14 protein-coding genes are annotated in these 14,251 nt (G+C 65.2%); 5 read left to right on the forward strand and 9 right to left on the reverse strand.

Annotation, left to right across the window (positions count from 1 at the left end):
* Positions 1 to 77: 77 nt before the first annotated feature.
* Positions 78 to 1,049 (forward strand): aldo/keto reductase, encoded by a 972-nt coding sequence (locus tag A5730_RS01860; protein ID WP_067895321.1) that lies wholly within the window; start codon positions 78 to 80, stop codon positions 1,047 to 1,049.
* A gap of 76 nt (positions 1,050 to 1,125) precedes the next feature.
* Here the strand turns inward: A5730_RS01860 and A5730_RS01865 are convergent, their stop codons facing one another.
* The 3 genes from A5730_RS01865 to A5730_RS01875 all read right to left on the reverse strand — a co-directional run bounded on the left by A5730_RS01865 (position 1,126) and on the right by A5730_RS01875 (position 3,613).
* Complete coding sequence (locus A5730_RS01865; RefSeq protein WP_067894847.1) at positions 1,126 to 2,226, reverse strand: NAD(P)-dependent oxidoreductase; 1,101 nt, start codon at positions 2,224 to 2,226, stop codon at positions 1,126 to 1,128.
* The gene (locus tag A5730_RS01870) at positions 2,223 to 2,750 is read right to left on the reverse strand and encodes a nuclear transport factor 2 family protein (RefSeq protein ID WP_067894850.1); all 528 of its coding nucleotides are present in this window, start codon (positions 2,748 to 2,750) and stop codon (positions 2,223 to 2,225) included. The genes A5730_RS01865 and A5730_RS01870 overlap by 4 nt, the downstream gene beginning before the upstream one ends.
* Positions 2,751 to 2,812: 62 nt before the next feature.
* The gene (locus A5730_RS01875; RefSeq protein ID WP_067894852.1) at positions 2,813 to 3,613 is read right to left on the reverse strand and encodes an acyl-CoA thioesterase II; all 801 of its coding nucleotides are present in this window, start codon (positions 3,611 to 3,613) and stop codon (positions 2,813 to 2,815) included.
* 111 nt (positions 3,614 to 3,724) lie between these two features.
* On the opposite strand from A5730_RS01875, the gene A5730_RS01880 reads away from it, so the two are divergent.
* The 3 genes from A5730_RS01880 (at position 3,725) to A5730_RS01890 (ending at position 6,277) form a co-directional block, all read left to right on the forward strand.
* The gene (locus tag A5730_RS01880; protein ID WP_231994592.1) at positions 3,725 to 4,090 is read left to right on the forward strand and encodes a DUF1801 domain-containing protein; all 366 of its coding nucleotides are present in this window, start codon (positions 3,725 to 3,727) and stop codon (positions 4,088 to 4,090) included.
* A 78-nt stretch (positions 4,091 to 4,168) separates the two neighbouring features.
* Positions 4,169 to 5,398: an acyl-CoA dehydrogenase family protein gene (locus A5730_RS01885; RefSeq protein WP_067894854.1), complete on the forward strand. Its 1,230-nt coding sequence runs from the start codon at positions 4,169 to 4,171 to the stop codon at positions 5,396 to 5,398.
* Between the two features lie 12 nt (positions 5,399 to 5,410).
* Complete coding sequence (locus tag A5730_RS01890; protein WP_067894857.1) at positions 5,411 to 6,277, forward strand: hypothetical protein; 867 nt, start codon at positions 5,411 to 5,413, stop codon at positions 6,275 to 6,277.
* A gap of 56 nt (positions 6,278 to 6,333) precedes the next feature.
* On the opposite strand, the gene A5730_RS01895 is transcribed toward A5730_RS01890, so the two are convergent.
* Both A5730_RS01895 and A5730_RS24550 read right to left on the reverse strand, forming a co-directional pair.
* Entirely contained in the window at positions 6,334 to 6,669 is a 336-nt protein-coding gene (locus A5730_RS01895) for a hypothetical protein (protein ID WP_156745646.1), read from the reverse strand.
* A gap of 146 nt (positions 6,670 to 6,815) precedes the next feature.
* Positions 6,816 to 7,319: a hypothetical protein gene (locus A5730_RS24550; protein WP_067894863.1), complete on the reverse strand. Its 504-nt coding sequence runs from the start codon at positions 7,317 to 7,319 to the stop codon at positions 6,816 to 6,818.
* Positions 7,320 to 8,049: 730 nt separating this feature from the next.
* On the opposite strand from A5730_RS24550, the gene A5730_RS01910 reads away from it, so the two are divergent.
* Positions 8,050 to 8,832, forward strand: a complete 783-nt coding sequence (locus A5730_RS01910) for an SDR family oxidoreductase (protein ID WP_067894869.1) — start codon at positions 8,050 to 8,052, stop codon at positions 8,830 to 8,832.
* Here the strand turns inward: A5730_RS01910 and A5730_RS01915 are convergent.
* The 4 genes from A5730_RS01915 to A5730_RS01930 form a co-directional block, all read right to left on the reverse strand.
* Positions 8,825 to 11,743 (reverse strand): RND family transporter, encoded by a 2,919-nt coding sequence (locus A5730_RS01915; RefSeq protein ID WP_067894872.1) that lies wholly within the window; start codon positions 11,741 to 11,743, stop codon positions 8,825 to 8,827. The two genes, A5730_RS01910 and A5730_RS01915, sit on opposite strands and share 8 nt — an antisense overlap.
* Positions 11,740 to 12,174: an MmpS family transport accessory protein gene (locus A5730_RS01920; protein ID WP_197281027.1), complete on the reverse strand. Its 435-nt coding sequence runs from the start codon at positions 12,172 to 12,174 to the stop codon at positions 11,740 to 11,742. The genes A5730_RS01915 and A5730_RS01920 overlap by 4 nt, the downstream gene beginning before the upstream one ends.
* A 298-nt stretch (positions 12,175 to 12,472) precedes the next feature.
* Entirely contained in the window at positions 12,473 to 13,081 is a 609-nt protein-coding gene (locus A5730_RS01925; protein ID WP_055399290.1) for a TetR/AcrR family transcriptional regulator, read from the reverse strand.
* 166 nt (positions 13,082 to 13,247) lie between these two features.
* Positions 13,248 to 14,177: an alpha/beta hydrolase gene (locus tag A5730_RS01930; protein ID WP_067894875.1), complete on the reverse strand. Its 930-nt coding sequence runs from the start codon at positions 14,175 to 14,177 to the stop codon at positions 13,248 to 13,250.
* Positions 14,178 to 14,251: the final 74 nt, after the last annotated feature.

Consider the following 14,251-nt stretch of genomic DNA (forward strand, 5'->3'; position numbering starts at 1 on the left):
GCGGCAACATCGATGCGGTGCACTCGCGCAACGGTACCCGCCCCGTGGCGTCCAGTCGCGAAGCGCACAATGACTCCATGAAACAAGCGCGCCTCGCGAACCTGGAGGTCGGTCGCCTCGGCTTGGGCGCGATGGGCATGTCCGTCGCCTACGCCGGCGCCGGCACCGACGACGCCGAGTCGATCCGTACCGTTCATCGCGCGATCGACCTGGGCGTCACGCTGATCGACACCGCCGAGGTCTACGGCCCCTACATCAACGAGGAATTGGTCGCACGCGCCCTGCAGGGCCGGCGGGACCGGGTGGTGTTGGCCACCAAGTTCGGCCTGATTTCGCACACCGGCCGCAACGGCTTGGACAGCAGCCCCGCCAACATCCGGATCGCGGTGGACGGCTCGCTGCAACGATTGGGCACCGACCGCATCGACCTCTACTATCAGCACCGCCTCGACCGCGAGACCCCGATCGAAGACACGGTCGGCGCGTTGGCCGAATTGGTCACCGCCGGGAAGATCCGGCACATCGGCCTGTCGGAGGTCGGCGTGAACACGATCCGGCGCGCACAAGCGGTGCACCCCATCACCGCGGTGCAGTCGGAATACTCGCTATGGACGCGCGACCAGGAAGACCAGATCCTGCCTCTGCTGCGTGAATTGGGGATCGGGTTCGTGCCCTACTCGCCGTTGGGCCGCGGCTTCCTCACCGGCGCCATCCGCTCCACCGAGGGGCTGCCCGACAGCGACTACCGCAAGACCAATCCGCGGTTCTTCGAGGAGAACTTCCGGCACAACCTTCAGAGCGCGGACGAATTACGGAGCATCAGCGCTGACGTCGGCGCCACTCCCGCTCAGGTCGCGCTGGCCTGGCTGTTGGCGAAAGGTCCCGACATCGTGCCGATTCCGGGAACCAAGCGGGTGTCGCGCCTGGAGGAGAACGTCGGCGCCGACGCCGTCGAACTGACACCGGACCAACTGTCCCGGCTCGACCGGATCACCCCACCCAAGGGTGGCCACCATGCCGAGGCGCAGATGCAATGGATCGACCGTTGATGGGCACGCGAGAACTAGGCATTTGTCGGCGCGAGTCATGTTGCGGCACAACAGAACTCGGTCAGCGCGAGTCGATCTAGTCGGCGCCCGCCAGCGCCGCCGCGCCGTACTTCTTCTCGATCAGCCCCCACGGGTCGGCGTAGGGGCCGCGGCCCTCCAGCCGGCGCTGCACCGCCAGCGCCGCGCGCAGGACCGGCCGCAGCACCGGGCTCAGCAGCCGCAGCACGGTCCGCCTGCGCCCCTGCGTCCCGGCGATCCAGTCCAGGGTCTGGGACCAATCGTGCTCCTGGAAGTCGAGCAACGCCTGCGCTTCGGTGGTGTCGTACCAGCCGGTGAAGCTCCAGCCGCGGTCGTCGCCCGGGTCACCGGGCAGCCCCGCGGAGGGGCCGAGCGGGCCCAGGCCGGCGGCCCGCATCAGATCGTCCTGAAGCCCGTGCTGCAGGAGCACGTACGTCTCGTTGCCCCCGATGAGCAAAGCCTTGCCGGAAATGGCTGCCCCGCGATCGACGCCATTGGCGAACGCCAGCGCCACATCGCGCGCATCGACCGCATGTATGCGGTTGTCGCTCGGCATCGACCGCATCAGGATCAGGTAGTCACCGTTGATGCCGGCCTGAGTATCCGGCGAGATGACGCCGGCCAGCCGGAAGAGCGCGTAGGGCAGGCCGCTGCCGCGGATCGCCGCTTCGGCAAGCACCTTGTCCTCACCGTATTGATCGATCGGATTCACCGGGGTGTCCGGGGTGATCCGCTCGGGTTGGCGGTAGGGGTTGCGCGAGCCGTAGACCGCGGCGCTGGAGGCCATCAGAAACAGCGGTGGGTCGGGGAGCGCGGCGCAGGCCGCCAAGAGATTCTCGGTACCACCGACGTTGACGCGACGGGCCAACGCCGGGTTGCGGTACGACGGTGGGGAGACGATCGCGGCCAGGTGGATGACCGCTCCGGGCCGATGCGTCTCGATGAGCCGCCGCACCGCTTCGGCGTCCATCAGGTCGGTGTACGCGGGGATGAGCGTCCCGGAATGCCGGCCGCCGGCCAATTCTTTCTCCACCGCGACGGTGTTGTCGTTGCGCAGATCCATCGCGATCACGGTGCGTCCGCGGTCGAGCAGGATCCGCGTGCAACCCTTGCCGACCAGTCCGAACGCGCCGGTGACCAAAACGGTGGCGATTGTCATGACCAGTCACCGCCCATCAGCCGGCCGGCGGCCTTGCCGATCGCCGTGCGAACCCGCGGGGAGACGTAGATCGAGAACAGGGGAGTCACGATGTCCTCGCGGAGCCGAGTCAGCTTGGAACTCTTGATAACCCACTGGCCGGCGACGTTTTCGTAGGTCTCGTGGTAGTGGCCGTAGCCGACCAGGGTCACCCCCGGACCGAAGCGGACGACGTCTTGCAGGGCCCATATTCCGCGCGCCGTCGTCGCGGACGTGACCTCGATTTCGGGGGCGTGCACCTGGTGGGCGGTGGGCTGTGTCGGCCGGCCGAGGGCCCGGCGGGTGAACGCGACGAAGTCGTCGGCACCTGCGATCACCTTGCCGCCCGCTTCGGAGGTGTCGCTGACGAAGTCGTCGGAGAATATCGTTCGCCACGCCGCCCAGTCCTTGGCGTCCAGGTAGCGGCAGTAACGGGCCTTGAGCTGCTTGATGGCTTCGATCGCCGGCATCGTGTCGGCGACCAGCATGTCCGCGCGCTCTGTCATAGCGGCTCGATTCCTTGCGTAAGCGTTCCGGCGTGACGTTTCACTGGCGAAGTGTAAACCGGTCAACCTTTGTAGTAGACGACCTGATGGGTGGTGGCCAGCAGCACGCCATCCCGGGCCCATACCTGGGCGCTCTGGTCGAAGTAGCCGCGGCTGAAGCGGTTGGCGTGGGCGGTGCACAGGACGAAGTCATCGCCCGAGCGGTCGAGTTCGTGCTGATCGGCGTGGAAGTACGTCGTCAACGAGATCGTCCCGGACGGGACGAAGCCGCCGCGCCGCAGGAACACGCGCGGGTAGAAGGCGTCCGACAGCGCTGCCAACACCGGGTAGTCGATGGGGCGTCGCGCGGCGTCACGCAGCCACAAGGTGGTCGTCGACGACGGGCTCGGTTGCCCGTCCTTGCCGGGCATCGGGCCTTCGACGAACCGCATGTCATAAAGGCTCGTCCATCGGACGAGGCCCGGATCGGTGGCAGGCACCTGCTCCGGGTCCGGGGCGCTCGGCGGACGCAGCTCCGTGTCGGCCCAGCCGTCGCGGCGAATGGCGAACAGCGCGGTCGCCGTGGTCTTGATGTCGCCGTCCTGGCTGAGTTTGGCGATCCAGTGCTGGTTGGTGCGGTTGGTGCGCGCGGCCCGCAACGAGATGTCGAAGTCGCCGTCGGCGATGGGGGCGGCGTAGTTGACGGTCAGCGCCAGCGGCTCGCCGATGCGGTCGGGGTGCGATTGGACAGCGTGCAGCATGACGGCCGCGGTGATTCCGCCGAAGGGCCCCACCATGTTGGCCCACTCTGGATGGGTCCGGCCGCGCCTGGTGCTCGCGTCGATCTTCTCGAGCTGGATGGCGTCGTCGAAGGGATGTGTCATGAGTCGAACGCAGATTACCGGCGTCGGGCACGGAGACTCGCCGCGGGCCGGGCGGACAACGCCCGTGATATACCGTCCGGCGAGCGACAACCTCTGCGAAAGGACGGAACCGTGACGAAGACTCCCGCCGAGCTGATCGACGCCAGGATCTCGGAGCTCGGAGATTGGCGCGGCGAAATGCTCTCCCGCATCAGGGAACTCGTCAAGGAAGCCGAACCCAACGTGGTGGAGGAGTGGAAGTGGCGCGGCGTTCCGGTCTGGTATCACAACGGGATGATCTGCACCGGCGAGACCTACAAGAACGTGGTGAAGATGACCTTCGCCAAGGGCGCCTCGCTGCAGGATCCCGCGCGCTTGTTCAACTCCAGCCTGGAAGGCAACACCCGGCGCGCGATCGATTTTCACGAGGGCGACCAGGTCGACGAGCAGGCCCTGAAGGGGCTGATCCGTGCCGCGGTGGAGCTGAACCGGTCATAGGCGCCGACCTGTACAGCGGCGGCGGCGGTGCTGTACAGTCGCCCAGCACACGGTCGACGCTCGAATGAGAGGCCATCGGTGAATTCCGAGCCGGTCGAACAGTTCCGGAGCCGGGCCAGGGCCTGGCTGGCCGAAAACCTGCCGCGGCTGGATTCCGGGGACGCGATGGTCCTGCAGCGCGACGAAATGACCTCCTGGCGGCGCGCCCGAGAACTGCAAAAGAAGCTGTACGACGGCGGATTCGCCGGCATCTGCTTCCCGCGCGACTATGGCGGACTCGGCCTGAGCTACGCACACAAGAAGGCGTTCGACGCCGAGGCCCTGGCCTACGAGACCCCGCTCATGCTCAACGTGCCCTCCTTCGCCATTTGCTGCGCCACGATCCTCGACATGGGCAGCGAAGAACAGAAACGCACCCATATCGCGGCCGCGTTGCGCGGTGACGAAGTGCTGGTACAGCTGCTGTCCGAACCCAGCGGGGGATCGGACCTTGCTGGCGTCCTCACGCGCGCCGACCGCCGCGACGGACGATGGATCATCAACGGCGCCAAGACCTGGAGCACCTGGGCGTTCGCCGCCGACTACGGCCTGTGTCTGGCCCGGACCGATTGGAGCGTGCCCAAACACCAAGGCCTGACGATGTTTCTGATGCCGCTGAAGCATCCCGGCGTCACGATCAACCGCATCAAGCAGGTCGACGGCTCCGTGGAGTTCTGCGAGGAGTTCTTCGACGACGTCGAACTCGGAGACGACGCCGTCGTGGGGGAGCCGGGGAAGGGCTGGGACGTCGCGTCGTGCCAGCTCTACCACGAGCGCCGCACCATGGGGGACGGATCGGAATACACCAGCGGGCCGGGAATCGCTGAGGCCCAAGATATTTCGGTCGACCTGCTGTCCCTGGTCGAGGAGACGAACGGGGCGGGCAGCGAACGAGTCCGCGACCTGGTGGGCCGGGCCCTGGTCCACCGAGCGGTCCAGGGGCAGCTCAGCGAGCACGTCTTCCACGCCGTGGCCAATGGCTCGCTGCCGCCCGCCGCCGGTTCGATCATCCGACTGTGCATGGCCGAGGTGCACGATGTAGAAACCGACACCGCGTTGGCGGTCGCCGGCCCTGCCGCCGCGGTCGATGACGAGGCGGGGCTGCTCGACGTCGGCACCCGCTACCTCGGCCGTCAGATCGCCAGCATCGGCGGGGGAACCACCGAGATGGCGCGCAACGTGATCGGCGAGCGGGTGCTGAACTTTCCGCGCGAGTACGCCGCCGACCGCGGCGTGCCCTTCAACCAGGTGCGGCACGGAAAAGCCTGAAGGAGGCCGGAATTGAGTGACCAGCTTCGTGACATCCGGGAGTTGGCAGGAGACTCCGATGCCTACCGGAACGAACTTTACCGGCGGTGGACGGGGCTGCTCAGCTACCGCTACATCGGCCGCAAACACTCCTCGATGGACCTCGGTGAGGTCGACGACACCGTCACCATTCGCCGCGACATGCGCAACGAGGCCGGAGGAATCATGGTGGCGCCGTTGGCCATTTCCTCCCCGGAGGGATGCCAGACGGACATGGTCGCGGTGCCCAACCCGGTCATCGCGTCGGTGCAGATCATCGACCCCGGCTACGACGTCAAGCGGGTCGAGATCGTCGGCTCCGGCATCGTGCATCAGGGCCGCACCATGGGCTACGGGCGGTGCAAGATCGTCGACGCCGACAACCCGGACCGGGTGATCGCCTTCAACGAGGGCCAGGGAGCGATCATCGGCATCCCGCCCGAAGGCCTGGGCCGCATGGACGTTTCGGGCACCGAACTGGTGATCGAGGACTCGCCGGACCTGCCGCCGCTGTGGCAGGCCTTCGGCGCCAGCAGGCGTAACGATGGCCACTGGGTACTGCCCGAGCTCAGCACCGAACTCGCCTCCCCGGACGCCGCGCTGCACATCGGCCCCCAGCACGTCGTCCTAGAAACGGCGGCTATCGATCTCGCCGCCGGCATCGCCGGGACCCGAAAGCTCCAGGTGGTCAGCTGGCACGTCATGTTCATGTCGCGCGGCAAGGTGGGCCCCTTCCGGGTGGAAGGAGTCGCGCACCGCGGCGGGCCCGGCCGGGTCGGCGTGCGCATGCTGCTGCACGACGAGGGGAAGGCCGACAAGGCCGTCACCTCCGCCGCCGCGGTCTTCGAGGTTGTGGGCTAGACATCATCGCCACACGCGAAGGAACTCTCGTCTGAATTGAGAACGGAAACCGACAGCTATTGGCCTGCCTTCTTGGCGTCTTGGATGAAGCGGACAGACGCAACGATCGAAGCGACTGCCAGTACAGCGATCATTACCCAGAGTGGCAATGTGGGCTTGAGGAGGCCACTTATGAAGGTCAACGCGGCCAAAGTGATCGCGCCGAGCAAGGTCACCACCGCGACTGTGAGTTCGAGGATTGCACCAGGTCGGTATCGGACCCGACTCCAAAACCCTGCCGCCCTGAAGCGGACTTCGACACCGTCGGTTTCACCTTCTCGGGCAAAACCGTCGAAACAGCTTTGGGTGACCGCGATATCGTTGGACGTGTCATTGGTGAGCTGCGTGCGCATTATCACCTTCTTACCGGTGCGATCGCTCCGGCCCATCACCACAGCGGACGGCGGATCCCCATTGGCGTTCGCCCATTCCCGGGTAAACACCGCGCGTCCCTCAGTAGCTAGACGATCTTGGGGGTAGATCACAGCGACCCGCCAATTCACGCTCCCACACCCCCGCCGGCTGCGATAGGAGTTGACTGCGCATACAACTCGGAGAGCACCAACATGCTGGTGTCCGCACCCCCGACGACGTCCAGTCGCCGGAACGGCGACTCTCCGGGCTGAAGATTCCACACATATGCATTGAGGCCCAGCGCGTCGGCGAATAGGACTGTGTCGATGGCGCCGCGTGTGGTGTAAGCCTCACCGAGCCAAACTGTTTCATCCAGATGAGGATGGATCGAGGCCATCCAGGATGGCATCTCCATGCGAATCCAGTTGCCGACGCGGCTGATGATCTCGCCGACCCCTGCCGTGGTCATCTCGTCAAGGCCACCGCGCTCGTCTTCGAAAATGTCGCGCAAGCCGCCACTAAATCGCAGTTGGCGCGCAACCTGGTCCCGCACAGGCTCCTGGACTTCTTCTGAGGCCCTGACGAGAAAGTCGGCCCTACTCTCTTCATCGTCCTTGAGCCGGAACAGGCGTCGAAGCGTCTCCTTCAAAGCGTCGGATCGAATGAGGCGTCGTCGATCCTCTGATGCTGCTGCAACGTTGGGGAGTTGGAGCTCAAAATCGAGAGTACTAGTGAATGTCGCTTGATTATGTCCTCCAAAATGCGCAGCAGGCTGTCCACCGCCGGAGGGACCACTTGACGAGCCACCAGCGGTGGGCCCCATGGGTGGACCGCCCCCAGGGCCACCTGGAGGTCCGGCAGGTCCGCCACCTGGCGGTCCGCTTCCAGGGCCTGATGGTGGAGGCGGCGAACCGCCAGCGCTGGTCGTGAGCAGTCCGATTATGCAACCTGAGCACATGAATCGGGGCTGTCCGCGGGGCTTGCCTCCGTGGTTCGCGCAAGCCAGACTGTTACACCTCATGCAGACACCGATGGATTCCGCATTGTGTGCGACACCGATAGCGCATTCGAAGCAGTTAGTCACGCGGCCCCCTACAAGCGTTCGACTAATCCCGTACCAAATATGCTCCGATGCTGAAGGTGGGAGGACCCGAATTGCCGAATCAAGCTGACAAAATGCAATGCGGATTGGCCGTCCCCGGGGACACTCACAGACCAAGCCAAAGTATCCGGGGCTTCCGCTCATTTCGCCGTAGTTCGACAGCATCGGCTGTTGGCGGACAGGGCCAGATGAGTAAACGCGCTTAAACGAACCTTGGCCATACATCGGCTCCGCTACGTATGGTGCAAGGACGTACCGAAACGACAGGAGAATCGCAGTGGCAGATCGGTTGGCCGGAAAGGTCGCGCTCATCAGCGGGGGAGCGCGGGGGATGGGGGCCTCGCACGTGCGGACGCTGGTGGCCGAGGGGGCCAAGGTGGTGTTCGGCGACATCCTCGACGACGAGGGCAAAGCGGTGGCGGCGGAGGTCGGAGACGCGGCCCGCTATCTGCACCTCGACGTGACGAAACCCGAGGACTGGGATGCCGCAGTGGCCACCGCCGTCAGCGAGTTTGGTGGCATCGATGTGCTCGTCAACAACGCCGGCATCATCAACGTCGGCACCTTCGAGGACTACGCGCTCTCGGAGTGGCAGCGGATCCTGGACATCAACCTGACGGGCGTGTTTCTCGGCATCCGCGCCGTGGTGAAACCCATGAAGGAAGCCGGGCGCGGATCGATCATCAACATCTCCTCCATCGAGGGGATCGCCGGCACCATCGCCTGCCACGGGTACACCGCCACCAAGTTCGCCGTCCGCGGGTTGACCAAGTCGGCGGCATTGGAGTTGGGGCCCAGCGGCATTCGGGTGAACTCGATCCACCCCGGGTTGATCAAGACGCCGATGACCGAGTGGGTGCCCGAGGACATCTTTCAGACCGCGCTGGGGCGGATCGCCCAGCCCAAGGAGGTCTCGAACCTCGTCGTGTACCTGGCCAGCGACGAGTCGAGTTATTCGACCGGCTCGGAGTTCGTCGTCGACGGCGGCACCACGGCCGGCCTTGGCCACAAGGACTTCTCCGCGGTCGACACCGCCGGGCAGCCCGAGTGGGTTACCTAGCGGCAGCGAGGGATTCGGTCTCCTGGGGCGCCTTCTCGTCGCTCGGCTTGGGCCACGGCGAGGGAACCGGGCGCTGACGCACGCGTTGCGGCCACCAGAACCACTTGCCCAGTAAGGCGGCGATCGACGGGGTCATCAGTGACCGAACGATCAGGGTATCGAACAGCAGACCCAGTCCGATCGTGGTACCCACCTGCCCGATGACCGTGAGCTCACTGACCGCCATCGTCATCATCGTGAAGGCGAACACCAGGCCGGCCGAGGTGACGACCGAGCCCGTACCGCCCATCGACCGGATGATTCCGGTGTTCAGGCCGGCGTAGATCTCCTCCTTGAACCGCGCCACCAACAGCAGGTTGTAGTCCGCACCCACGGCCAGCAGGATGATGACCGACATCGCGAGCACCATCCAGTGCAGTTCGATGCCGATGAGGTGCTGCCAGATCAACACCGACAGGCCGAACGACGCGCCCAGCGAGAGCAGGACGGTGCCCACGATCACCGCGGACGCCACCACCCCGCGTGTGATCAGCAGCATGATGATGAAAATCAAACAGAGCGACGAGATCCCGGCGATCAGCAGGTCATAGGTGTTGCCGTCGCTGAGGTCCTTGTAGATCGACGCGGTGCCCGCGAGATAGATCTTCGACCCCTCCAGCGGCGTGCCCTTGAGCGCCTCGTAGGCGGCCTTCTTGATGGCGCCGATGTGCGAAATGCCTTCCTGCGACATCGGATCGCCGTCATGGCTGATGATGAAGCGCACCGCGTGCCCGTCGGGCGAGATGAAGTTCTTCATCCCCTTCTTGAACTCGGCGTTGTTGAAGGTCTCCGGCGGCAGGTAGAACGAGTCGTCGTTCTTGGACGCGTCGAAGGCCTTGCCCATGGCGTTGGAGTTCTTCTGCGCCTCGTTCTGCTGATCCTGTAGACCCTTCTGGGTCGAATACATGGTCAGCATCGTGGTTTTCATGGCCTTCATGTTCTCGATCATCGACGGCATCAGCGCCACCATCTGCGGCATCAACGTGTCCAGATGGTCCATGATCGGCAGCAGGCTCTCGATGTCGTCGGTCATGATGTCGATGCCGTCCAAGCCGTCGAACACCGAGCGCAGCGACCAGCACACCGGGATGTCGTAGCAGTGCCGTTCCCAGTACAGGTAGCTGCGGATCGGCCGGAAGAAATCCTCGAAATCGGCCATGTGCTGGCGCAATTCGTTGATGTCGATGGTCATGTCGTGCATCTTCTTGACCATCTGATGCATGTCGTTGGCCATCTGCGACGTGATGCTCGACATCTTTTCCATGCTGTCGATGGTCGTCTGCATCATGTCGGCCTGGTGCAGCATGTCGGCCATCTGGTCTTGTTGGTACTTCTGGTTCATCTGCTGGGTGACGCCCTGCATGCTGATCTGGAACGGGATCGACGTGTGCTCGATCGGCGTGCCCTGCGGTCGCGTAATGGCTTGCACGCGGCCGATTCCGGGGACCCGGAAGACCGTCTTGGCGATCTTGTCGATCACCAGGAAGTCCGCGGAGTTGCGCAGGTCGTGGTCGCTTTCGATCATCAGCACTTCGGGATTCATCCGCGCCTGGGAGAAGTGCCGATCCGCGGCCGCGTAGCCCTCGTTGGCGGGCAGGTCGGCCGGCAGGTAGTTGCGGTCGTTGTAATTGGTGCGGTACCCGGGCAGGGTCAGCAAGCCGATCAGGGCGATCCCGATCGTCACAACCAGGATCGGCCCGGGCCAGCGAACCACGAGCGCGCCGATCTTGCGCCACCCGCGAATGCGTTGCGTCCGCCGGGGTTCGAGCGTCCTGCGGAAGCGGGTCGCCACCGAAATGACCGCGGGCCCAAGCGTGAGAGCCGCCGCCACGACCACCACCATGCCGATGGCCAGCGGGATGCCCAGCGTCTGGAAATAGGGCAAGTTCGTGAAATGCAGGCAGAAGGTCGCGCCGGCAATGGTCAGACCCGACCCGAGCACCACGTGAGCGGTGCCCTTGTACATCGTGTAGTACGCGTCCTCGCGTGACTCGCCCACGGCACGGGCTTCCTGATATCGCCCGATCAAGAAGATCGCATAGTCGGTGGCGGCCGCGATCGCCAACGTGACCAACAGGTTGGTGGCGAACGTCGAGAGCCCAATGATCTTGTAATAGCCCAGGAAAGCGACCATTCCGCGCGCGGCCGACAGCTCGAAGACCACCATCACCAGCGTGAGCAACACGGTGACGACCGACCGGTAGACCAACAGGAGCATCCCGATGATCACCGTGAACGTGGCCGCGGTGATGAGCTGCAGGCTGCGGTCGCCGGCGGTGTGCTGATCAGCCGAAAGCGCCGCGGGCCCGGTGACGTACGCCTTCACCCCGTGGGGCGGGGGCAGGCTCTTGACGATGTTCTGGACGGACTCGACCGATTCGTTGGCTAAGGCCTCGCCCTGGTTACCCGCCAGGTACACCTGGACGTAGGCGGCCTTGCCGTCGTTACTCTGCGCGCCCGCCCCGGTGAGTGGATCGCTCCACATGTCCTGCACGTGCTCAACGTGTTTGGTGTCAGCGTCGAGCTTCTTGACCATTTGGTCGTAGTAGGCGTGGGCGTCGGCGCCGAGGGGATTTTGGCCCTCGAGCACGATCATGACCGAGCTGTTGGACTTGTACTCGTTGAAGATTGCGCCCATGCGCTTGGTCGCGACGACCGACTGCGCGTCGTCGGGGGTCATCTCCACGGAGCGCATCTTGCCGACCTCGTCCAGCTGCGGCACGACGGTGTTGAGCACCGCGATGATGGCGATCCAGCCCAGGATGATGGGCACCGCAAACGTTCGGATCAGCCGCGGAATCTTGTCCCGTATCGGTTCGCCGGCGACGGCGGGGATGGTGTCGGTGCGGGCGTCATCGAAATGTGCGCTCATGCGGATTTCACCAAGCAGAAGGTCAGGGCGTGCACGCCGTTGGTTTGGTTCTCGGCCTTGACTTCGTCGTCGATGGTGATGCGGCAACCGAGGGAATCACCGTCGCTCTGCGCCGACAGGTTCGGGAAGACCGATGGTGCGGTCGTGCTGAGCACCAGCGTCCACGGCAAGGGCGCGCCGTCGACCCGCTTCGGGTCCGCGGACAGGTCCAGGTAGTTGACATTCGCGCTGCTGGCCGAGCCGAATACCTCGTACTTGACGACCTTGGGCTTGAAGGGCTTGGAATCGTCCAGGCGGGGGCTGGTCATGATGCCCGTGTCCTGGGCACCGAAAAACGACTTGACCCGGGCCACGGCAAAGCCGCCGACCACCAGGACCGCGACGATCAGCAACGGCAACCACGCGTTACGCACAAGCTTCGATACCTGCACCTAGGTGATCCCCTTCCCGTCAGGCGGCCGTCATCTCGTCAGCGTCAGCATGACCGGCGCACTGCCCATGGGCAGCGAAGCGCCACGATTTACGTTGCGCCGCAATGATTTGCCGATCACCTTGATGCGTGCGCGCTCGAACGCCCGAAGCGGGAAAAGCTGCCCAAGCGCACCGGCAGTCGGCCCTGGTACCGGCGAACACCTACTTCATGAAGCGCTTCCGGAGACTGCCTGATGAGCATAGTACATATTGTGCATATCTTGCACGTCATGCAAGAAATAGCCGCGGTGTTTCAGGTCACTTCGTGAAGATGCCGTTGACCAGCGCGGCGGCCCGTTCCACGTAGGGCATCGGCGTGTCGTCGGTGGCGCCGGCTTCTCCGCTGGACCAGCGCTCGATGCCCGAGCGCACGGCCGTCAAGGCCAGCGCGGCGATCAGCGCGGGGATCTCGTCCTCGGGGCGCATGCCCTGGCGACGCGCGACGACGTCGGTCAGGTGGTTCTGGAACCGCTCCAGCTCGGCGAGGAATGCGGCCAACACCGCCGGGGAGGTCTTGGCGAGTTCCAGCATGCCGGCCGCTTGTTCGCGTTTCGGCGGCACGTCGCGCAGGTGGTGTGCGGCCAGCGTGATGAGCTCCGCCAGCACCACCGAGTAGGGGGCGGGTCCCGCCGCGACGAACTCCGCTACCAGCTCCGGGGGTATGTCCGACGGGCCGTATGCGATCGCGGACTCTTTGTTCGGAAAGTAATTGAAGAAGGTGCGCGTCGAGACGCCGGCGTCGGCGCAGATCTCGTCGATGGTCACCTTGTCGAATCCGCGTTCCAGCGCCAGCCGCACCGCGGCGTCGCGGATGTCGGCGCTCGTCTGGCGGCGACGGCGCTCGCGCAGGCCGACCGGGTTGGACATCCACCCATAGTTGCACGTTCTGCACACTTTGCAGTCAAAAGGCGCCGGATTTGGGCTGCCGGTCGGCTCGGAGGGCGGGTGCGGTGTTCCGCGTCGCGGCGGCCGCCAAGGACAGGTTCGGTCTCACGAGACCTTGAATGCCCCTAGCTTGCAACATATTTCGTCGCTACGTGCGGGGCGCGACCAGGGCGTCCCGAAGGTGATCGCACTGGCTGCTGAAAAACTTCACCGAAACCGGGGCCTTGTCCACAATCTGGTCGAACGCGTGGAACGCGCCGGGGGCGATCTCCTCGTGCACGGGAACCCCCGCCTCGCGCAGGCGTCGCGCGTAAAGGCGGCATTCTTCATAGAAGAGGTCCAACGTGCCGACCCCGATCCATGCCGGCGGCAGGCCGGACAGATCGTCGCGACGCGCCGGGGCCGCCTCGGTGGGATCCGCGCCGTTCAGGTACCAACGCCACGCCAGCTGGTTGTCGGTCTCGGTCCACATGATGCGTTTGGCGCCGCCGTGTTTGTTGCCGGTGCGATCGTCGAGCATGGGATACACGAGCATCTGAAAGATCGGGTGGACGTCTCCGCGGTCATGGGCACGTTGCGCGATCGCCGCCGCGAAATGCCCACCGGCGCTTGCGCCGCCCACCGCGATCCGGCCCGGGTCGACCCAGGGTTGACGCGCGAGCCACAGCAGCGCCGCGTAGCAATCTTCGACCGGAATCGGATAGGGATGCTCGGGGGCCAGACGGTGTTCGACCGCCGCGATCGCGACACCGGTCAGCCGCGACAGCTTCCGAAGGTATTTGTCGTCCTGGGCGGCGTGGCCCATGATCGTGCCGCCGCCGTGAACCCACAACAGTGCGGGTGCCCGCTCGGGAAGACCGGCCGGGCGGTGCAGGCGAACGGTGACGTGCTCGTCGACCGCCGCCTCCGGCACGTCGCGCAGCCGCCCGGTGCTACTGAAGACGTTCATGATCGCGCGTTGAACCTTGAGACCCCGATGCAGGGCGTATCCGCGGGGCAGAAATCGGGCGACCTTGCGCAGGCCCGGGTTCACCGCCTGCCGGGCGGTGAAGGCGTTGTCGGCCGACCAATTCGCCATCAAGCCCTCTATCCTTCGGCCCCCGCGGACACGCCGACCATACCGGACCGGCGATCTGCGCCGGGGCAACTTCC

The sequence above is a fragment of the Mycobacterium sp. ACS4054 genome (genome assembly GCF_001667275.1).
In the GTDB taxonomy this organism is placed as follows: Bacteria; Actinomycetota; Actinomycetes; order Mycobacteriales; family Mycobacteriaceae; genus Mycobacterium.